17 protein-coding genes are annotated in these 19,273 nt (G+C 40.2%); 3 read left to right on the forward strand and 14 right to left on the reverse strand.

Annotated elements, in window-relative coordinates:
• Positions 1–20 precede the first annotated feature (20 nt).
• Positions 21–905, reverse strand: coding sequence for a carbohydrate ABC transporter permease (locus JOD18_RS19980; RefSeq protein WP_204670891.1), 885 nt, complete (start codon positions 903–905; stop codon positions 21–23).
• A gap of 21 nt (positions 906–926) precedes the next feature.
• A complete protein-coding gene (locus JOD18_RS19985) occupies positions 927–1,838 on the reverse strand; it encodes an ABC transporter permease (RefSeq protein ID WP_239588258.1) in 912 nt (303 codons plus the stop codon).
• 1,295 nt (positions 1,839–3,133) lie between these two features.
• Between JOD18_RS19985 and JOD18_RS19990 the strand changes: the two genes are divergently transcribed.
• Positions 3,134–3,700 carry a glycerol-3-phosphate responsive antiterminator gene (locus JOD18_RS19990; RefSeq protein ID WP_204670892.1) on the forward strand — a complete coding sequence of 189 codons (567 nt, stop codon included), beginning with the start codon at positions 3,134–3,136 and terminating at the stop codon, positions 3,698–3,700.
• A 153-nt stretch (positions 3,701–3,853) separates the two neighbouring features.
• Here JOD18_RS19990 and JOD18_RS19995 read toward each other — a convergent pair whose 3' ends face one another.
• The 12 genes from JOD18_RS19995 to JOD18_RS20050 form a co-directional block, all read right to left on the reverse strand.
• Entirely contained in the window at positions 3,854–4,585 is a 732-nt protein-coding gene (locus JOD18_RS19995) for a glycerophosphodiester phosphodiesterase (RefSeq protein ID WP_204670893.1), read from the reverse strand.
• Positions 4,586–5,248: 663 nt separating this feature from the next.
• Positions 5,249–6,532, reverse strand: a complete 1,284-nt coding sequence (locus JOD18_RS20000) for an ABC transporter substrate-binding protein (RefSeq protein WP_204670894.1) — start codon at positions 6,530–6,532, stop codon at positions 5,249–5,251.
• Between the two features lie 140 nt (positions 6,533–6,672).
• Entirely contained in the window at positions 6,673–7,479 is an 807-nt protein-coding gene (locus JOD18_RS20005; RefSeq protein WP_239588259.1) for a carbohydrate ABC transporter permease, read from the reverse strand.
• Complete coding sequence (locus JOD18_RS20010) at positions 7,479–8,372, reverse strand: carbohydrate ABC transporter permease (protein ID WP_204670896.1); 894 nt, start codon at positions 8,370–8,372, stop codon at positions 7,479–7,481. Before JOD18_RS20010 ends, JOD18_RS20005 begins: the two co-directional genes overlap by 1 nt.
• Before the next feature lie 82 nt (positions 8,373–8,454).
• Positions 8,455–9,321, reverse strand: coding sequence for a fumarylacetoacetate hydrolase family protein (locus JOD18_RS20015; RefSeq protein ID WP_204670897.1), 867 nt, complete (start codon positions 9,319–9,321; stop codon positions 8,455–8,457).
• Positions 9,322–9,338: 17 nt separating this feature from the next.
• Positions 9,339–10,097 (reverse strand): SDR family NAD(P)-dependent oxidoreductase, encoded by a 759-nt coding sequence (locus JOD18_RS20020; protein ID WP_204670898.1) that lies wholly within the window; start codon positions 10,095–10,097, stop codon positions 9,339–9,341.
• Between the two features lie 15 nt (positions 10,098–10,112).
• Entirely contained in the window at positions 10,113–11,285 is a 1,173-nt protein-coding gene (locus tag JOD18_RS20025) for a M20 family metallopeptidase (protein WP_204670899.1), read from the reverse strand.
• Positions 11,286–11,301: 16 nt separating this feature from the next.
• A complete protein-coding gene (locus tag JOD18_RS20030) occupies positions 11,302–12,399 on the reverse strand; it encodes a Gfo/Idh/MocA family protein (RefSeq protein WP_204670900.1) in 1,098 nt (365 codons plus the stop codon).
• Between the two features lie 21 nt (positions 12,400–12,420).
• Positions 12,421–13,581, reverse strand: a complete 1,161-nt coding sequence (locus tag JOD18_RS20035) for a mandelate racemase/muconate lactonizing enzyme family protein (RefSeq protein ID WP_204670901.1) — start codon at positions 13,579–13,581, stop codon at positions 12,421–12,423.
• 13 nt (positions 13,582–13,594) lie between these two features.
• Positions 13,595–14,887, reverse strand: a complete 1,293-nt coding sequence (locus JOD18_RS20040; protein WP_204670902.1) for an aspartate aminotransferase family protein — start codon at positions 14,885–14,887, stop codon at positions 13,595–13,597.
• 27 nt (positions 14,888–14,914) lie between these two features.
• Entirely contained in the window at positions 14,915–15,676 is a 762-nt protein-coding gene (locus JOD18_RS20045) for an IclR family transcriptional regulator (protein WP_204670903.1), read from the reverse strand.
• Positions 15,677–15,798: 122 nt separating this feature from the next.
• On the reverse strand, positions 15,799–16,149 hold the full coding sequence (locus tag JOD18_RS20050; RefSeq protein ID WP_204670904.1) for a hypothetical protein: 351 nt from the start codon (positions 16,147–16,149) through the stop codon (positions 15,799–15,801).
• A gap of 545 nt (positions 16,150–16,694) precedes the next feature.
• On the opposite strand from JOD18_RS20050, the gene JOD18_RS20055 reads away from it, so the two are divergent.
• Both JOD18_RS20055 and JOD18_RS20060 read left to right on the forward strand, forming a co-directional pair.
• Positions 16,695–17,351 (forward strand): PhoU domain-containing protein, encoded by a 657-nt coding sequence (locus JOD18_RS20055; protein ID WP_204670905.1) that lies wholly within the window; start codon positions 16,695–16,697, stop codon positions 17,349–17,351.
• Between the two features lie 18 nt (positions 17,352–17,369).
• Entirely contained in the window at positions 17,370–18,971 is a 1,602-nt protein-coding gene (locus JOD18_RS20060) for a Na/Pi cotransporter family protein (protein ID WP_204670906.1), read from the forward strand.
• Positions 18,972–19,273: the final 302 nt, after the last annotated feature.

Below are 19,273 nucleotides of genomic sequence, written 5' to 3' on the forward strand. Positions count from 1 at the left end.
TTTTCATTCCTCCTTTATATTTATCCTTTCAATGAACCAATCATGACACCCTTAATAAAATATTTTTGCAGGAAGGGATAGACAATCAACATAGGTAAACTGGCAATCAGCACCACGGCGTATTTCAATCCTTCCACTCGTAAGATGTGTTGTGCCACTCCATCTGTTCCCGATGTTGACATAGCGGTCATGTCATCTTGTATCAACATCTGCCTTAAAAACAACTGCAGCGGAAATTTCCCTGAATCTTGCAGGTAAATCAACGCATCAAAATAGGAATTCCAATGACCTACCCCATAGAACAGCGCCATTACAGCAATGATCGGAGTAGATAAAGGTAAGACAATCTTCCACAAAAAGTGCAGGTTGGTAGAACCATCAATCGCTGCTGCTTCACGTATTTCCTCGGGAATCCCCTGAAAAAAGGTCCGCATAATAATCACGTTATATACAGATACAGCTCCAGGTATCGTTACAGCCCAGATCGTATCTACCATTCCTAAATCTCTTACAAGCAGGTAGGTAGGGATCATACCCCCGCTAAAAAACATCGTGAAGATAATAAACGCCGTAATTACACCGCGGCCATAGAAATCACTTCTTGATAATGGATAAGCAATCATGATCGACAGTGTTAGATTAATCAATGTCCCTAATACCGTATAGAAAATGGTATTGCGGTAACCCATCCATATATCAGAATTTTTAAATGCCAACACGTACGAATCCAAAGTTAAATCCTTCGGAAACAGCCATAATTCTCCCAGCAGCATCTTTTCCGGATTACTGATAGACGAACTGACTACATAAACTAGTGGATAGATCATCAGACAAACGACTAAACATAATAGAGCATAGTTAATTACTGTAAATGTCACATCACCTTTACTCAATTTAGAAAACATGGACCTTTCTCACCTCACTTTTTACCATAGACTGACTTTATTCACTTTTCTGGCTATATAGTTCACAATGATCAAAATCGTAAAATTAATCACCGATTCGAACAGCCCGATCGCCGTGGAATAACTATATTGCGATCCCAGTATACCGGCACGATAGACATGGGTAGCTATGACATCAGAAGCTGCCATATTCAGATTATTTTGCATCAAGAATATCTTCTCGAAACCAACACCAAAGATACTTCCACATTGAAGAATCAGCATGATAATAATCGTTGGTTTAATGGCCGGTAAGTTGATATGCCATATTTGCTGCATCTTTGAAGCTCCATCAATCATGGCCGCCTCTTTCAGCTGCGGGTCAATACCGGCAAGGGCTGCTAAATAGATAATCGAACTCCAACCCATCGTCTGCCAGACCCCTGACAACACATATGTCGTCTTAAACCAACCTGGCTCTGTCATAAAGGCGATTGGCTCACCGCCAAAAGCTGCAATAATATTGTTCACTACACCAGTGACTGGCGACAGCAGCATAAAGAGCAAGGCCACCACTACTACAGTGGATAGAAAGTGTGGTGCATAGGTTACTGTTTGTACAATTTGTTTAAAGCGCTTGTTCTTCACCTCATTGATCATCAATGCTAAAATAATTGGAATGGGGAACCCAAGTGCCAGTTCATACAATCCAATAAGTAAGGTATTTCTAATTAGCCGCCAAAAATAGAAACTGTCAAAAAAGCGGATAAAATGCTCAAACCCTACCCATGGACTGCCGGTAATCCCTTCTACTGCCAGGAAGTTCTTAAATGCAATTTGAGCACCATACATTGGGTAATATTTAAAGATCAAAAAATATAAGATAACTGGTAAGATCAATAAATATAAATCCCAATTCTTACGTATGCTTTTTAAACGGGATTCCCGTTTCAACGCAGAACCGCTTTTGTCTTGCTTTGTGCTACCTAATATCTCATCCGCAGTCTCCTTAGGTTTCAATAGAATCACACCTTCCCCAACATTCACTTTTTACAAGAACTAGTTTTATCACAGTGCAGCTGTCTGTAAGACTCCTTCTTTGCGAGGCTTACTTTATGTGATTGATTATGAAATCTATTACTGTCAATATCATATGTCGCAATCCAAACCCGAGAAATGTCAAGGTAATTAATCATTGTTGCTACCACCTCATTCGCCCAATGAAAAAACACTGATTGATCGGATCCATTCCACAAACTGTCTCGTTCAACAACAAATGTACCATCAACAGATATTCTCCGTTTTATCAACTTCACATTCCACGTTGTTCCCTTGAACTTTCCTTTGACAAACAAGCAACAGCTAATCATTCCTCTGTTCACACGACATACAATTTTATCAACCCCCTTCTCATTTAACTGACAAACCATTTATTTTATAGAGCCTGTCCAAAAAATTTGATGTGTCACTTTTATTAGGCTTTTTGAACAGCCTCTTATATAAATTGAAACTCTGCACAGCGGGTTTTTCTTCACTCTCCGCTGGGCCTAACCGGGGTGTTAGCGTCCGTTATCGCTCACCTAAGCTATTCTGTTTTACTCCTTGTTTGCAGATAAGTGTTTTACAGACTTGTACTAGGGTGAAACAAACCACTTTCCCTAGTTTGTGCATGGTGATGATTCTTTTGTCCATTAAACGGTTATCTAGATATCTAGTTTAGAAAACCGCTATTAATCCCAAATAAAGTGACAGTAAATAAATTGTAAATAACTATTATTCCTTCCTACTGGAAATAATAGTTCCTAATAGCCCCCTTTTTTCGAGGCTATTAACATCTATTTTTTTACTTTTATTCCTAAAAATTCTAATAAAATAGAAAAAGAGAAGATAGGAAATTAGACACACCTTTTTTCTGAAAAGGTATATATCCAACTCTATCTTCTCTTAAGACTCTTAGAGTTATTTAATTGCTTACATTATAGCAAATGCCTTTGAAAATGCAAGTAGCTGTTTTACTTTTTACATTATGTTTACATTGTTCCTCACTTTATTCGGGCCAAATATCGTCATTTCAAAGCATATTTAACTATCACATTCAGATTGTGAAGGACGTACAACCTACTTCATTTTATTTGAAACGCAAATATGCTACGATAGTATTAATCACCATGTAAGTATCGATTCTTATTGTTGCGGCACACACACTATAAGGTCATACAACTAAATTTTTCGGAGGGGGAAGCGCTATCATGCATCAAATTACAGATATGGTCCAATCACAGGTTATTGCCTCTATAAAAAAACCAGAAGATATAGATAAAGCTATCCATTCACAAGCTAATATTACGTTCCTGCTGATTGGCGACTTAATGAGTACTGGAGACTACATTAAACGATTAAAGCAAGCCGGCAAGAAAATATTCCTGCACATGGATTTCATCGATGGATTGGCCAATTCACACAGTGCTTTACGATTTATTGCTGAGAAATGGAAGCCAGACGGTATTATTACCACAAAAAGTGGATTAATCAAAAGTGCACGCGAAGAGGGATTAATGACCATTCAGCGCATCTTTTTGATTGATCACAGCGGTCTGGACAAAGGGATTGAAATTGCCCACAAGTGCAATCCTGATGCGATTGAAGTTCTGCCAGGTATTATGCCTGTTATTATCGATAAGCTAACCCAAAAGACACACTTGCCTATTATTTCTGGCGGTTTAATCAGTACAAAACAAGACATCCTGCAAGGCCTCCGTGCTGGTGCGTTAGCTATTTCAACCGGAAATCCAAAGCTTTGGAACTTGGATTTGTAGGATGGAGATCAGGTCAGCTCAAATAAGAAGCTGACCCGCCCTCTCACCCTATCCCAACATAAACCACTCCCCAGCTAAGCTGCTGCCCCATTTTTTTGCACTCTAAAACAGGTACAAGCAAGTGCTCTGACGTATTATCAAACCTTCTGATTATTACAGCTTATTCTGACTGGAAATCGAGAAGATGTGGGGATTATCTGTAAATACCCCATCTACACCATAGCTTCGCAGCTGATCATATCGTTCCAAATCATTCACTGTAAAAGGAAATACCTTACAGCCAAGCTTATGACACTCCTCTATGATTTGTTGATCGGTCCAATCTTGGGAAGGGTGGACACTATATACTTCCAGACTGCTTTGTTTTACATGATCCCACAGTTGTGGAAGATGGTGAAGATATAACAGGCCAACTCTGATATTAGGCGCTATTCGCTGTACCTTTCTTAAAGAATTATGGTCAAAAGCTGAAATAATCGTCTGATCTTCAAGATTGTGGTTCTGCAAACGGTCGATCAGCATCGCTTCGATTCCCTGATGAACTTTTGCATGTTTAATCTCAATATTTAGGATAATATCTTCTGGTAACAATTCGAGTATTTCCTCTAAAGTAACAAAAGATGTTCCTTTAAATGCTTCAGAAAACGCTGAGCCTACATCCACCTGATAAATTTCTTCCATTGTATACTCCCTTATATTTTTCGTGAAATTAGGATTATACCTTTCCAATGTCCGGTCATGAACCACGACCAGCTGCTTATCTTTCGTCAGCTGGACATCCAATTCGATCGCTTTCGTCTTATGCTCCAGAGCCTTCTGAATAGAAGGTATCGTATTCTCCGGTGCCTCTGTTAATGAACCCATATGTGCAAAATTAAGAACCATGTTTGTTGCTCCTTCCTAGAAATAAATTAATTATAGAATACTTTTTAAACTTCTGTTATCTATTTATCATTTCTTAATGAACTAGCATCGTGGAGATCTAACATGTTAAGACTCTCTAACGTTGTAGAATCAAACCACAGCGGATGCCGATCGTTTCGACTCCTGTTGAAAAAGTGACAAGCGCTGAATAAAAACGTAGGGAATGGACGGTTATAACTGAGATAAAGGAATCCTCGGCAGACTAATATCGTAACGTCTGCACTAGTACGTCCTGTACGTCGAAAAGCGAAACGGCCAGCCGCAGCGGTGCCTTGCCTGATATATATCGAAACACCTTGTCGAGCTCAGCAAGTCGAATACAAATAAAAAAAGAAGCAGGCAAATTAGATATACCTTTCTCTAAAAGGTATATATCCAACTCCATCTTCTCTTTAGACTCTTAGAGTTATTTAATTTTCTATCATTATAGCAAACGCTTTCCAAATTGCAAGGATTAGCAGTAAATCTTTATAAAATATTTACATGAGCAGATTTGCCATCATGCCTTGTTTATGGATAGTTTATGCATAGAAAATACTGCTTATGCTATATTTCTTCCCCTTTATCAACAATTCCCTTCGTAAAAAGGGCTGCCCTGTGCTAGAGAGCAGCTGTAAAAATCAATTATTCTGTCAAAATATTGTTTACGCTAGTTTCTGCTTCCTCCAACACACTGCTAATATCTTCACCTTGCACCAGTTTCTCAAAGGCCTGGGCAATTTGCTCATCAATATCCAGCTGTTCCAGTGACGGACCGGCAGTTGCTGGAGATGGATCTGTATTAATTAAAGCGTCATATGCTATTCGAAACTGTTCATGTTCTTCATATGTTTCCTTTAGAGGAGAAATATCGACAGCAGCAGTTGTAACAGGTACATATCCTGTGGAAGCGGACCATTCTGATTGCACCTCAGGGCTGACCATATATTTGATAAACTTCCAGCCGGCATCTATTTCTTCTTCTGTCGAATTACTGGAAAGCCACAGCTGTGAACCTACTTGATTGACACCTGCCCATTCTTCTCCATCAGGAACCGGCATCGGTGCTGTAGCAAATTCAAAGTCCAGCGTTTCTAACCAAATACCTGTTACAGCAGAAGAGTCTAAATACATGGCTAATTCACCAGATGAAAAAGCTAACTGTGTATTAGACCAAGTCCGGCCATAATTCCCAAAATTCCCAGCCTGATTCATATCATCAATCCATGCAAAAATTTCCTCTCCAACAGGTGAATTTAAGAAAGTCTGGGTAGGCGCTTCTCCTAAACGGCCATTATCATTATCGTATACCAGTTCATTTTGTACGGCAAAAAGATTATAAATGAACGATGTATTAATCGGAATGGAAAATCCTTTTATCGGATCATTGGTTAATTCTGAGGCTGCTGCTTGCACCTCGCTAAATGTGGTAGGGGGCGATGCAGGATCTAATCCAGCCTCTTCAAACATTTCTACATTATAAAACAGCAAAGACACAAAGACATTAAACGGCATGCCATTTAACTTTCCATCTAAAGAATGGTTTTCCAGCACAGCTTCATTTAAATCCTCCTTCTGGAAGGCATCATCTTGCTCAATCATATCTTCAATAGGAACGATATAACCGCTTTGACTATAATAAGCATTATCTCCTCCTAGAAATACAGCTGGAGCAGAATCTGTATTTCCAACGGTTCGTAATTGCTGCTGAATATTATCCTGGAACGAAGGATTCACTTCCACCGTATCAGATTGTTCATTAAACGCATGAATCATACCTTCTAATGTTTGGGCATTATCCCCATCTAGGTTGTGCCAAAAATCGATCACTACCTTCCCGTCTTCTGTAGTGGATGTTTCCCCATTCTGGTTACTGCAAGCTGTCATGATCAGACCAGCTATAATCAAAACCCCTACTGTTTTTTTCATCATTAACATCCTTTCATTTGTGGTTATCATTGAAGAGATGGTTCCAAACCAACATGTCCTGACAGATACCACTACCTACGAAAATTCTAGTTAACCTCCTTTTTTGGTTCATTCATTTTTGGGCACGCACTTTAATCTGATTATCCCTTGATCGAGCCGGAAAGCAGGCCTCTTCTGATATATTTGAGGCCAAGGAATAGAATGATTAAAGTAGGAACCAGCGCGATAATCGCCCCTGCCATCACAATCGGCCAATTGGTCGAAGCTTGTGAACTGACAAGCATTTTCAGCCCTATCTGAATCGGACGTACATTATCATTACTCGTCATAATAAGCGGCCACAAATAACTGTTCCAAGAAGAGATAAACGCAAAAATACTCAAAGCTCCCAGTGTTGCTTTAGACAATGGCAGTGCAAATGATAAATAGTATCTAAAGTAAGAACACCCGTCCATTTGCGCTGCATCCCAAAGTTCCTTTGGCATTGTTAAGAAATGCTGCCTTAACAGAAACACGCCAAATGGTGTAACAATGGTTGGTACAATCAATGATTGATACGTATCGAGCCAGCCTAAGTTAATCATGGTGACATGGTTAGGTACAATTGTTGACTCAAATGGAATTAACATCGTACTTAACAGCAAAATAAACAAGACATTCTTTCCCTTAAAGGGGATAAACACAAAGGCATATGCGGCTAAACTGCAAAGGATAATTTGCCCTATCATGACAGATGTAGCAATCAAGAAACTGTTAGCTAAGAATTGCAGAAGTGGGATCCGATTTGCTGCTTCTTGATAAGCATCTAACGACAGACTGGATGGCAGAATGGCCGCATTATTTATATCACTAGCAGACATAAAACTTACGGAAAAGGCATAAAGTATAGGTGCAAACATGAAAAATGCACTAATAGTCAGCAAAATGTACAAAATCATTTTTTTCATCACTGATAATGCACTCTCCTTTCGCCGACCTTAAATTGAATGAGGGTGACAAACAATGTAATCAGAAACAGCACTACTGCTTGTGCGCTAGCAAAACCATAGTTCCCATACATGAAAGACTCCCTGTAAATAGAATATACAATTAAGTTAGTTGCCTCACTCGGCCCCCCTTCCGTCAAAATATGGATCTGACCAAAGGATTGAAAAGCATTAATAAAATTTATAATCGTGACAAAGAATAACACGGGACTTAGTAAAGGAAGGGTTATTTTAAACAGCTTGGTCCAGTAACCTGCCCCATCTACTGTTGAGCTTTCATATAAATCTACTGAAATATTTTGCAAACCGCCTAGTAATAAAATAAAATTCAGGCTTAGTCCCATCCATACGGTCGCTAATGCAACAGAGAACAAAGCCCAGTCAGGGGAAGTCAGCCATTGTATATTCGGTATTCCAAAAAAGCCTAGCACATTATTGATTGTTCCTAATGTGGGATGAAAAAAGAACAACAGAATGGCAGAACTAGCAGCTCCAGAAATGCCTAGCTGAGATGAAAAGATCATTTGGAAGAATCTCGATCCTTTCAGTTTTTCATTTGCAATAACTGCTAAAAAAAGGGATAGAATAATGGTTATTGGCACGGTATACAGAACAAATTGGAAAGAAACTTTAATACTGTTTAAAAAGGAGGATGAATCGAATAAAGCTAGATAATGTTTCAAACCTACAAATTCATCCACTATTCCTCCGTCCAATACGTCAGAAAAACTAAACTGAAATGTCTTCCATATTGGATAAAACAGAAACACACTCAAAATAACGAAAGTTGGAAGCAGGTACAGGATTCCCATACCGAATAACTTTACTTCTTTGGTAAATTTCTTCTTATTCATCGTCTCACCCCCAATAGATAAGCACAGAAAGTCAGATTCATCCCATAAAAACGGTCGCTAACATTAGATTGATTACAACAAACTATTTAATGAAGGTATTGGATAACTTTCCAAGACGTTCAATCTCTACGATCATTTCGTCGCCCGGCTGCAGCCATTTCCTGCCTGAAGCAGTATTTCCTAACACGACTCCTTCAGGGGTACCGGTTAGGATAACATCCCCTGGAAGCAGCGTCATATGCTGCGAAATATAGCTAATTATTTCTTTGCAGTTAAAGATCATATCTTTTGTATTAGAATGTTGCCGCAACTCGCCATTTACATAACAGCTGATTTCCAGCTGATCTGGATTATCTATTTCGTCTTTTGTTACCAGATACGGCCCTAATGGACAAAAACCATCCAAGCTTTTTCCAAGCAGCCACTGACCTGTTTTCATTTGCAGATCTCGTGCCGATAAGTCATTCGCACAACAATAACCAAATACATAATCCAGTGCTTCCAATTGATCCACTTCTTTCGCCTCTTTCCCAATCACAATCGCCAACTCTGCTTCATAATCAACCTGATCTGATACAACAGGGAAATCAATATCCTCGTTATGGCCAGTTAAAGCATTATTATATTTATTGAACAAGATAGGTGAAGTGGGAATCTCTTTATTGGCTTCTTCCGCATGTTTCTGATAGTTTAATCCTACACAAATAATCTTCTCTGGATTGGCTATGCATGAAGCAAACCTTACTTGATCCTCATTTACGGCCTCTATATATCCCTCTTCCGCACGTTCTTGCAGCTGAGCAATTTCTTTTAAAGCAGGATCTCCACTTTGGATAATATCGAGTACAGCATGAATGGCCGGTATTTCTTTTGTGACATTGATCATTCCTTTTGCGGTTTGCAGTCCTACTTCATTTCCTTTATCGGTTTTTATAGTCAACAACTTCATTTTTTATCCTCCTCTTATTAAAATTCACTTGCATTTGCTAAATGTCCGCCATCTATCACCAGCGTGGTACCCGTTATATAGGAAGCGTCATCAGAGGCTAGAAAATAAACACCATTTGCTACTTCCTGACAAGTTCCCATCCGTTTCATAGGTGTATGCCGTGTCACGTCATCAATCTGCTCTTGCTGCTTCAATGATTGATCTAATGGCGTATCGATAAAACCGGGTGCTACAGCATTGACACGAATGCCATGTGCTGCTAATTCCACGGCCATTGATTGTGTAAGCATATGAACACCTGCTTTTGATGTATTATAATGACTCAATTTTCCGCTGCCTGCTAATCCATTTTTTGAGGTAATATTAACAATCGAACCTCGCTGCTGATGCTGCAGCATTTTCTTAGCTACCAGCTGACTTATTACAAATGTACCTCTAAGGTTCACATTCATGATTTGATCCCAGTTGGCTAAATCGATATCAAGAAAATCCTCGCGTCTTGCTAAACCAGCATTGTTAATTAATACGTCAATTTTCCCCATTTCCTCCCAAATAGACTGAACCGCTGTTTTCACTTGCGCTTCATCTGTTATATCACACACTCTGGCAATAGCAAGTTGGCTGTTTAGTGGCTGTTCTGCGATTGTCTGTCGTAACAAATCTTTATCTTTATCCAGAAAAACAACATCTGCCTGCTTCTGGAGGAAACGTTCTGCAATAGCCTTGCCAATTCCTCTGGCAGCCCCGGTAACCAGTACTGTTTTACCCTCCATCATCTGCCTTATCCTCCTCTATAGCTTTAACCCTGTATATTCTTTTAAAAGCTGCAGATAAATATGAATTGTTTTCTCTAATTCATCAATTCTTACATACTCTACCTTATTATGAGCCCTTGATTGATCTGGACCGTAACAGACAGTCGGAATGTCCATTTCGTTCACGAAAATACTTGCATCAGTAACTAATTGCTTGCCCGCCAATGGAATATCGATATGTCGGATCTTTTTTACCGACCTTCTTAAGGCTGCTACAATCTCTTCGTCTGGCTCGATTCGATAACCATCCCTGACCTTTTTCATATCAAGGGATATATCAGCACCTGTCTTACGGGATACTTGTTGCAGGACATCTGTTAATTCCTTGTATACCTCTTGATAGGACTCCTCTGGCCCATACCTTCTCACACCTTCGATACATGCCTTGTTGGGCATTTGATTATAAAACTCTCCGCTGTGGACACTCCCTATAAAATAAGATGGATTTCCTACTCCTTCCACTGGTGTACATAACAGTCGATGATTCGCTTGTTCGATACGCTTAATTACCTCTGCCAACACAGAAATCGGATGAACCGTACCTGCCGGTGTAAAAAGCTGGTGGCTTGGCTCTCCTTCCCGCTCAATGGTAATAGTGAAAGTAGCCGATCCCAGTTGGGCGATGGTACAATCATAGGTCGCACCTTCCATCACTACTGCTGCATCTGCTTTTACTTTTCCACTCTTTGACAGCGCAGATAAATCTTCTCCTCTGCCATTTGGGCTTTCATGCATACTATTGGCAATGATGATTATTTCACCATCAAAATCTAGCTTAGATGAAGAAATAAGTCTGATTACCTCTAACATACAGGCCAGTGAACCCTTCATATCACAAGTCCCTCTTCCATAAATCTTACCGTTTTCGACAAAAGGTGCTTCATGACCTAAAGTCACTACATCCATATGGCCGTTAAAAATAATTGTTTTTCCCTTAGATGGGTTTGGATTGCTATATCTTGCAATTAAAGTAGGATTACTTGGTATTAGCTCGTATTTCTGCACATCCTGACATCCTGCCTCTTCAAGCAACTGTTGATACAGGACAGCAATCTGTTGTGTATTACCTGCCGTATCCTGTATTTCCGAGAGCCTAACGGTGTCATTAATCACTCGATCAAGATTGATTTTTGGGAAATTTGTCTTCATATTACCTCCTCCATATTTACCATTTGTGTACATCTGGAACCGTGACAGGCACCCCGCCGTGTGCAATCGATGCTTGTGACATAATTCCTGGCAAAGTGAATTCCAAGGAACGATAAATATCTATTGGTACAGGTCTCCCCTCTCTGATACACCTAACAAAGTCCTTCACCATAAAATAGTCAGCGCCCCAATGATGGGAGGTTTTCGCTGCCTCCGGAAAATCAATCAGCTCCTTTGGGAGAAAGGCCTTATAGAAATTGGCTAAGGGTAACCACTCTTCACTAGAAGCAGCATAATCTTTTAACCAAACGCGGTGCTCCCCACCTGGAACTCTCGGGGCTTCATAACAGCCCTTGGTCCCCTGCAGCGTATAATATCCCATGTTATGCGGCCTGTTGGATATCGTATCCAGTCTAATATTAATCAGTCCGCCGCTTTCCGTTCGGCATAACATGATCGTACTGTCATCGTTTTTATAGGCTGGTACGGTGTGTGATCCGGAACCAAGACAATTAACAGAGATTACTCGAGAATCAAACCAATTGATAATAGGTCCCAGACTATGCGTGCCATATATCGCTCCTCGTTTAGATGCTATCTCTTCCAGCCGCCAAGTAGGTTCACCTGCCGCCGTCGAATAAAGATCTACTACATTATGCAGGTATTCCCCTTCCGCATAATACAGTTCACCAAATAAACCAGCCTTCACCATGTTGCGAACAGCGATATTTTCCCTAATATAACAATAGTTCTCTGCCATCATATACTGTGCTTTACTTTTCCTAGCTGCTTCCAATAAGATCATACAATCATACAATTTAGTAGCTGCTGTTACTTCTGACAAAACATGAATATTCCGCTCAAGTGCTGCCACAGCTTGCTCGACATGCAGCTGGATGGGAGAAGCAATAACCACTGCATCAATATCACTATCCAGTAAGTCTTGATAATCTGTCAGCGCCTTGACTGCTTTATACTTGGAACAGAATGCTTGCAGCACTTCTTGATTAGGATCCATAACTGCAATCACATCAGCTCCATCCACTTTTGTAAAATCTTCATAAAAATGTCTTCCCCTGTTTAAACCAGCAATGCCTATTCTTAAGTTACCCATATACGCTTCTCTCCCTATGCTCTAGTATCCCGTTTCTTTAACGGCCTGCCGCTTCTCCCAACCTTCTGAAAAAAGGGGTAAAAAGTTATTATGCTGATAAGGATGCTGCTTCACTATCTCCAGATTCAATTCCGTTCCCCAGCCAGGGCGGTCACTCACTGTAATATAGCCATTCTCCACTTGGACGGGATGTGTCAGCAATTGCTTGGTCCAATCACTATTAAAGTCATCAAAAATTTCATGCAAATAAAAATTAGGTGTAGCACTATTCAAATGAGCACATACCAGCGAACATAATGGACCTTGTGCACTATGAGGAGCAATCACTCCATTATTTGCATGTGCCATCGCTGCTACTTGCTTGGCCGCTGTCAATCCTAAATATTGCGGCTCTAACTGAATAATATCTACTGCATGATGAGCCAGCAATTCTGAAAATTGTTCACGGCAGTAATAATCCTCTCCACAAGCGATCGGCACAGGGCTGCGTTTGGCTACTTCCACCATCGCAGATATTTTTTGTGGCGGGACAGGCGCCTCAAACCAAGATGGATGATATGGTTTCATTGCCTCAGCAAACTGCAAAGCCGTCTGTACCGTAAAGCGGTTATGTCCTTCAATCAGAATATCCACCTCGTTACCCACTGCTTCCCTAACGGCAGCAATATTTTCAATAGCATGATTAAATGAGGTGCGATCGACTGTGCGCCACGCAGCTCCAAAAGGATCAAATTTCAATGCTGTATACCCTTTTTTGATTACCTTTGTTGCATTCTTATAAAAATTATCCGGTGTACTGTCCGTACGATACCAGCCATTGGCATAAGCCCGTAACTTGTGGTGGCATTTCCCTCCCAGCAGTTTATACACCGGTAATCCAAGCGCCTTTCCTTTAATATCCCAGCAGGCATACTCGATACCAGCGAGAGCTGCTCCCTGTACCTGTCCCCCATCAGAATAATAATCTCGAAATAAACGCAGTGATATATCCTCTACATCAAAAGGATCTCTGCCAATAACCAATCTTTTTAATTCATGGACAGCAGCTTCCGTTGTTTTGGCAAACCCGTTTAGCGTTGCTTCACCAAGGCCTGTTACCCCTTCATCTGTTTCCACCTGTGTAAACACCCAGTTTTTCCAGTCGTTACCATCTATATATGTCTTGACATCGGTAATTTTCATCTAACAATCCTCCTTATTTACTATGCAGATCGAAAAGAACGCTTTCAATTATATCAAGGGTCTGATCGACTAATTCATCCGTATGGCTGTAACTAATATGATTGCGTTTAAGATTCATAGGCATTTTAAAAATACCTTTTTCAATAAGTTTTTTCCGGTAGGCCACATACAGTTCTCCGTTATTGTTCTGCAAATCATCATAATTCTTAGGCAGTTCACTCATAAAATACGTAGTCCATACCGAACCAAAGCCCGCCACAACCGCCTCTATTCCTAGTCGTTGATGAATTTCCTCAATACCGTTGCGCATTTTCTTACCTAAACAAAAAATATGTTGATGAACCGGCTCCTTCTCCAACATTTCAATCGTAGCAATCGAAGCTGCGGTACCAACTGCATGACCATTATAGGTGCCGGCAAACCATACATCCCCGCCAGGCTGCGTGTTATACCGAGACATATACTGCTTCTTACCTGCCACTGCGGCCATCGGATAACCATTGGCCATCGCTTTCCCCAAAGTAGTAAGATCAGGTGTGACACCGCTCACCTTTTGATAGCCACCTATATGATGTCTAAATCCTGTAATCACTTCATCAAAAATAAGTAATGCACCATGCTGATCACAAAGATTTCTTAATCCCTGTAAAAACCCCTCCTCTGGTAATACACAGCCAATATTATGCGGGATAGGCTCTACAATAATCGCCGCAACTTCATCCGCATTTCCTCTCAGTATTCTCTCGACATCTTCTAAGTTATTAAACTGACAAACTAGTGTATGATCGATAGATGACTCTAACATGCCGGCAGAACCTGGATCTCTCTTTCCAACCTTATCCCAGTCACTCAGCATATTACGTGCAACATAATCATGCCAGCCATGGTAGCACCCTTGAAACTTGATCAGCTTCTGTCTCTCTGTCACGGCACGCGCCAGCCGGATAGCGTGATATGTTGCCTCTGAACCAGAGTTGCAAAACAAGACTTGTTCCGCAGACGGGACATGCTTACAGATCTTTTTACTTAATGTAATTTCTAAATCCGTTGTGCCGACACCGAATAGGTCTGTACGCTCGATAGCTTCGATAACCTGTTGATTGACATAAGGGTGATTATGCCCCAAAATCATCGGGCCAAATGCTGCTTGATAATCAATATATTGCTTATCATCAGCATCAATGATATACGGCCCTTTCGCCTCTTTGAAAATTAAATGAGGAGCGACATTTCTAATAGATGTATGCACTCCACCCGGAGTATAGACATTTGCCTCTGCATACATTAGCTCATTCTTGCTTGTCATGATAAAACCTCCTTGTTATGGCAGCTTTTACACTGAACCTAAATTTCTGGAAATAGCCTTAGCCGTCGCTTGCACCTGACGAATTAAATCCTCACTGACATCAAACTGTAATCTTGATGTATGATTAGCAATACTCACTGCACCTATAACGCTTTCATCTTTGTGGCTAAAAATAGGTGCTCCAATACATCGGACTCCCAGCTCCCCTTCTTCATCTTCTAAGGCATAGCCGGCTTTTTTAATCTCTTTCAGTGCTTGTTTAAACATATTTATATCTGTCACTGTTTTATCAGTATGCCGTGGAAGCCCTTCAGCAGATAATATCTCATCCACTTTTTCCTCATCCATATAGGCAGCTATCGCTTTGCCTAAACTAGTAATATGAAAGTCTGACTTTAACCCCGGAAAGGTAGAAAACTTGATAAAAGTATCTGGTTCCTCCTTCGCTACATAGAGCACCTTCCCTTCGTCTAATACACCTAAATGAACCGTGCACCCTGTGCACTCCATTAATTCCTCCATATATGGCTTCGCCACGGAAGCCAAATCTATTTTGGACATGTAAGACATGCCAAGTTCATATAGTTTGACACCAATTTCGTATTCGCCTTGCTTATTCTTTTTGACCATATCATATGATTCCAGTACGTTAAGTATGGTAAAAACAGTGGCTTTGGATAATTCCAGATGCTTATGAATTTCTGTTACCGTGGTTTTATGATTGCGAGTGGCAATCATCGATAAAATGGCGATAGCTTTTTCTAATGCTGGAACACTATATTTTTTCATTTTCTTATACTTCCTTCCTTTAACCTGTAGAGTGAGACTGTCATCAGGGTGTTAGCAGCCGTTATTCCTGTGCAGACGGGTATTTTACGGATGGTTTACAGCCTGATACGTATTGTCACAGACTATCCAGGCTCTATTAATTCGTGAGTACATCGGGTTGGACAAACAAAGGTGGTTTGTGGAATGTGGTCATGTATTGCTGGGTTCATCTGATGTAAGAAGGAGATAAAAATAATATCATTATTTTCAACTGGATTAGAGGATATAAGAGGCGGAAAATTACGTTCTAAAAACTGCATCTCTTCGATATAATTGGATAGATAGGGGTCAAAATAGCAAACGATACCTCGCGATTTTAAGACAAGACTAGACTGCCCTAAATGCCAAACAGCTACTGCAGCGTCAGCTATCAAGGTACCATTCATCTGTGCCAATAATGCTTCTTCCGACAGATCTACATGGCTTTTTCTCATGCTTCTTCCACCTCTTTTTTTGTTCAGTATACGGAATTAGATTTTGTATACTGAATTATAAGTGAATATATTTTCTTTGTCAACAGTCATATTAATTTTTATCGTGAATGCTTTAAATGACATAAGATGTTTGTATGTCTGTCTTGTGTAAAGATAGAATTCATCTTTGACAACGCTTTCTTAATGTGTTTTAATATTAGATAATTTAACACTTGGATGGAGAAGCAGAGATCCACATAAGCTCCCCCCTGTACATAATGAGACAGGGGTGTGTTTGAGGGGTCTTTTTGTCTTGTATTAATTTCGCCCCTGACACATATATCTCTTTACCAAGAGCCAAATAAAGTGAAACTTCGTTCAGTGGGGTTTCGACACATAGGATATGCTAATGCAGACGTCGGGGTTTGGTACGTTTTTTCTCCCACTGAACGTTAGTTGAACCAATCGGGCTGCTGGATCTCCTACTTAGAAATAATGTGCTCCCTTATTTCTTGAAGCAGGAGTCTTACAGCCAGTTACACTGCGATAAATAGGAGGTTGACTGCATGCTTGTCCGGAGGAATTACCATGATCAAAGACGTAAACAAATCAAAGAAGAAGTGTTAGAAATTTTAGCTAACATCAATCAGATGATGCAAATGTTTGATAATTTCCTGCTTCATCCCACCGCAGAAAACAAAAATATTATTCTTGAAAACGAAGATTTTATTGATAAACACGAGAAAAAAACAGAAAAGTATATTATTGAAATTATTTCTTTAGAACAGTTGGATACAACAGAAATCAAATGGCTGTTTTCTATGGGGCGCATCATTCGTGAATTAGAACGGGCGGGTGATCAATTGGCAAATATTGTCACCATTAGTGACATGATTGATACGGTCGAGTTTCGCCCATTAGTTCGTGAGTTTTTTCACTATGAACAGGAGATGATCAACTGGCTGATTATCGGGATTAATGATGATAAAGAAGATAAACTGGAAGCCGTCATACATCATGATGAACATGTCAATGAATTGAACAAGGAAACCTATCAACACATGGCTAAATTAATTAAGAAGAAAGCTAATTTTACTGAAAACCAGCTTAAAATGGTAATAATCAGCCGTTTTTTAGAACGAATGGGAGATCATTTGGTGAACGCAGCCAGGGCGTATAAAGAGACGGTTTTCTTTTACAATGGGGCTGGTACAAAAAAATAGTTAGGAAGAGGAATAGATATGTTAGTTAGTTTGTTAGGTTTTTTTGGCGGATTAGGAATTTTTCTATACGGCACCCACCTGCTGAGTAATGGCCTGCAAAAGGTTGGAGCTGCTAAGATGCGTAAATCTTTAGCTGTTATTACCAATACACGCTGGAAAGGCCTCTTGAGCGGCATCGCTGCCACCTTTTTCTTACAAAGCAGTACGGTTACCAATATTCTTGTCGTTAGTCTTGTCAGCGGTTCATTGATCACACTGGCACAAGCCTTTGGGATCGTGCTGGGGTCAGCTATTGGCACTACCCTCACGGTACAAATTCTAACATTCGATGTGGCACAGTATTCGACAGTTTTCATTTTTTTGGGTGCTGTTTTTCTGATATTTATTCATCGACAGCTCTGGAAGATGATAGGCCACATCATGCTGAGTATCGGCTTTATCTTTTTTGGAATTGGACTGATCACTTCTTCGTTAGAACCATTAAGTGACCATGAAGTGGTATTGCATTTCCTAGCTGAGCTTTCTGAGAATCCGTTATTATTTATGTTAGTCAGCACGGGACTGACTGCCTTGCTGCATAGCAGTGCGGCAATGATTATGATTGGCATTGCCTTTGTCACATCAGATATTCTCACCTTGCAGGCTGTACTGCCATTAGTACTTGGGGCTAACTTAGGTGCAACACTGCCGGTCGTTCTTTCTGGCCTGTCTTCAAAGTTAGAGGGTAAGAAACTAGCACTCTTTTATTTTTTCTTTAAAGGTATCGGTGTAGTACTAGTGATGTCGCTTTTACTAATCTACAGCAAATGGGTTAGTCTGTTACCTGGAAGCCCAGAGCGGCAGATTGCCCATTTCCACACCTTATTCAACATAGGTATTGCTCTATTATTTTTCCCTTTTCTGCCATGGATTGCGCAATTATTCAAAAAAGTGTTCCCAGCACCCAAAACAACAGAGGCCGCCTTTCAAGTACAGCTGGATGACAATTTGTTAAATATCCCGGAAGAAGCCTTACTCAATGGCAGGCAGGAGATTCTTCGCTTGGCTGATTTTGTGCGCTGGAAAATGATTAAACAATTAGCCGCTTATATCAAAGGTACCATCACTAAGCGTGAACTTCAGCAGGCAGAACAGATGATTGACAGCTCCTATATTCAGATTCAGCAGTATTTGTTAAAACTCGGCCAGCGCGATCTCACTAATAAACAATCTAATGAAGAAGTGAAACTGCTGAACATTCTGAATGATCTCGAGCATATTGGCGACATTGTGATGCGTTTTATCGGCAAAACCGAGAAAGTAAGTGAAAAAAATATCTCTCTGGACGCAGAGGAACAGAAACAGCTGGATGAATTATTAGTGTTTATTGAACAATCTTATACAGATTCTTTGACGGCGTTTAAAGAGGAGAGCCGTCAGCTGGCGCGCAGTAATATTCAAAACCAAGCAGCTATCAGCCAATTGGAGAAGGATATTAAATTCGATCATTTTAATAACTTGATTAATAAAAGAGAGCACAATCCAGATATCAGTGCCGTTTATCTCGATATGATCAATCAACTGATGCAAATTTATCACCATAACCAGAATATCTCCCGGACGGTGTTAGGTTTGATTTAGAAGAGGCACATGCTATGCTGGCTTCCTTTTTTCGGAGGACAAAAAAGTCTTTAAATTCAAGTTTAAATATTTAGCACTTTTTCTATTTCGTTCAGATGTTGATAAGCTTAAAGACATTAATGATAAACCTATTAGATAGAGGATTCATATCTATGCTTGATGACGGACATTTGCCAGGGATGTTGCGATTTTCTGTCCGTCACTTCCCTGTGCGTGCATCTGTCAAGTAGACAATCCTATTTGTCCGTCAATTTTTCTTTCTTGCCATGAGGATACCTATGCCGTTTATCCGCCATCCTTGT

The organism is Gracilibacillus alcaliphilus, assembly GCF_016909015.1.
Lineage (GTDB): Bacteria > Bacillota > Bacilli > Bacillales > Amphibacillaceae > Gracilibacillus > Gracilibacillus alcaliphilus.

Coding starts and splice junctions, on each gene's coding strand:
- JOD18_RS20010 (WP_204670896.1), bottom strand. CDS start 8,372: ATGAATAAGAAGAAATTTACCAAAGAAGTAAAGTTATTCGGTATGGGA.
- JOD18_RS20030 (WP_204670900.1), bottom strand. CDS start 12,399: ATGGGTAACTTAAGAATAGGCATTGCTGGTTTAAACAGGGGAAGACAT.
- JOD18_RS20025 (WP_204670899.1), bottom strand. CDS start 11,285: ATGAAGACAAATTTCCCAAAAATCAATCTTGATCGAGTGATTAATGAC.
- JOD18_RS20050 (WP_204670904.1), bottom strand. CDS start 16,149: ATGAGAAAAAGCCATGTAGATCTGTCGGAAGAAGCATTATTGGCACAG.
- JOD18_RS19980 (WP_204670891.1), bottom strand. CDS start 905: ATGTTTTCTAAATTGAGTAAAGGTGATGTGACATTTACAGTAATTAAC.
- JOD18_RS20020 (WP_204670898.1), bottom strand. CDS start 10,097: ATGATGGAGGGTAAAACAGTACTGGTTACCGGGGCTGCCAGAGGAATT.
- JOD18_RS19990 (WP_204670892.1), top strand. CDS start 3,134: ATGCATCAAATTACAGATATGGTCCAATCACAGGTTATTGCCTCTATA.
- JOD18_RS20015 (WP_204670897.1), bottom strand. CDS start 9,321: ATGAAGTTGTTGACTATAAAAACCGATAAAGGAAATGAAGTAGGACTG.
- JOD18_RS20040 (WP_204670902.1), bottom strand. CDS start 14,887: ATGACAAGCAAGAATGAGCTAATGTATGCAGAGGCAAATGTCTATACT.
- JOD18_RS20045 (WP_204670903.1), bottom strand. CDS start 15,676: ATGAAAAAATATAGTGTTCCAGCATTAGAAAAAGCTATCGCCATTTTA.
- JOD18_RS20055 (WP_204670905.1), top strand. CDS start 16,695: ATGCTTGTCCGGAGGAATTACCATGATCAAAGACGTAAACAAATCAAA.
- JOD18_RS20035 (WP_204670901.1), bottom strand. CDS start 13,581: ATGAAAATTACCGATGTCAAGACATATATAGATGGTAACGACTGGAAA.
- JOD18_RS20005 (WP_239588259.1), bottom strand. CDS start 7,479: ATGAAAAAAATGATTTTGTACATTTTGCTGACTATTAGTGCATTTTTC.
- JOD18_RS20000 (WP_204670894.1), bottom strand. CDS start 6,532: ATGAAAAAAACAGTAGGGGTTTTGATTATAGCTGGTCTGATCATGACA.
- JOD18_RS20060 (WP_204670906.1), top strand. CDS start 17,370: ATGTTAGTTAGTTTGTTAGGTTTTTTTGGCGGATTAGGAATTTTTCTA.
- JOD18_RS19995 (WP_204670893.1), bottom strand. CDS start 4,585: ATGGTTCTTAATTTTGCACATATGGGTTCATTAACAGAGGCACCGGAG.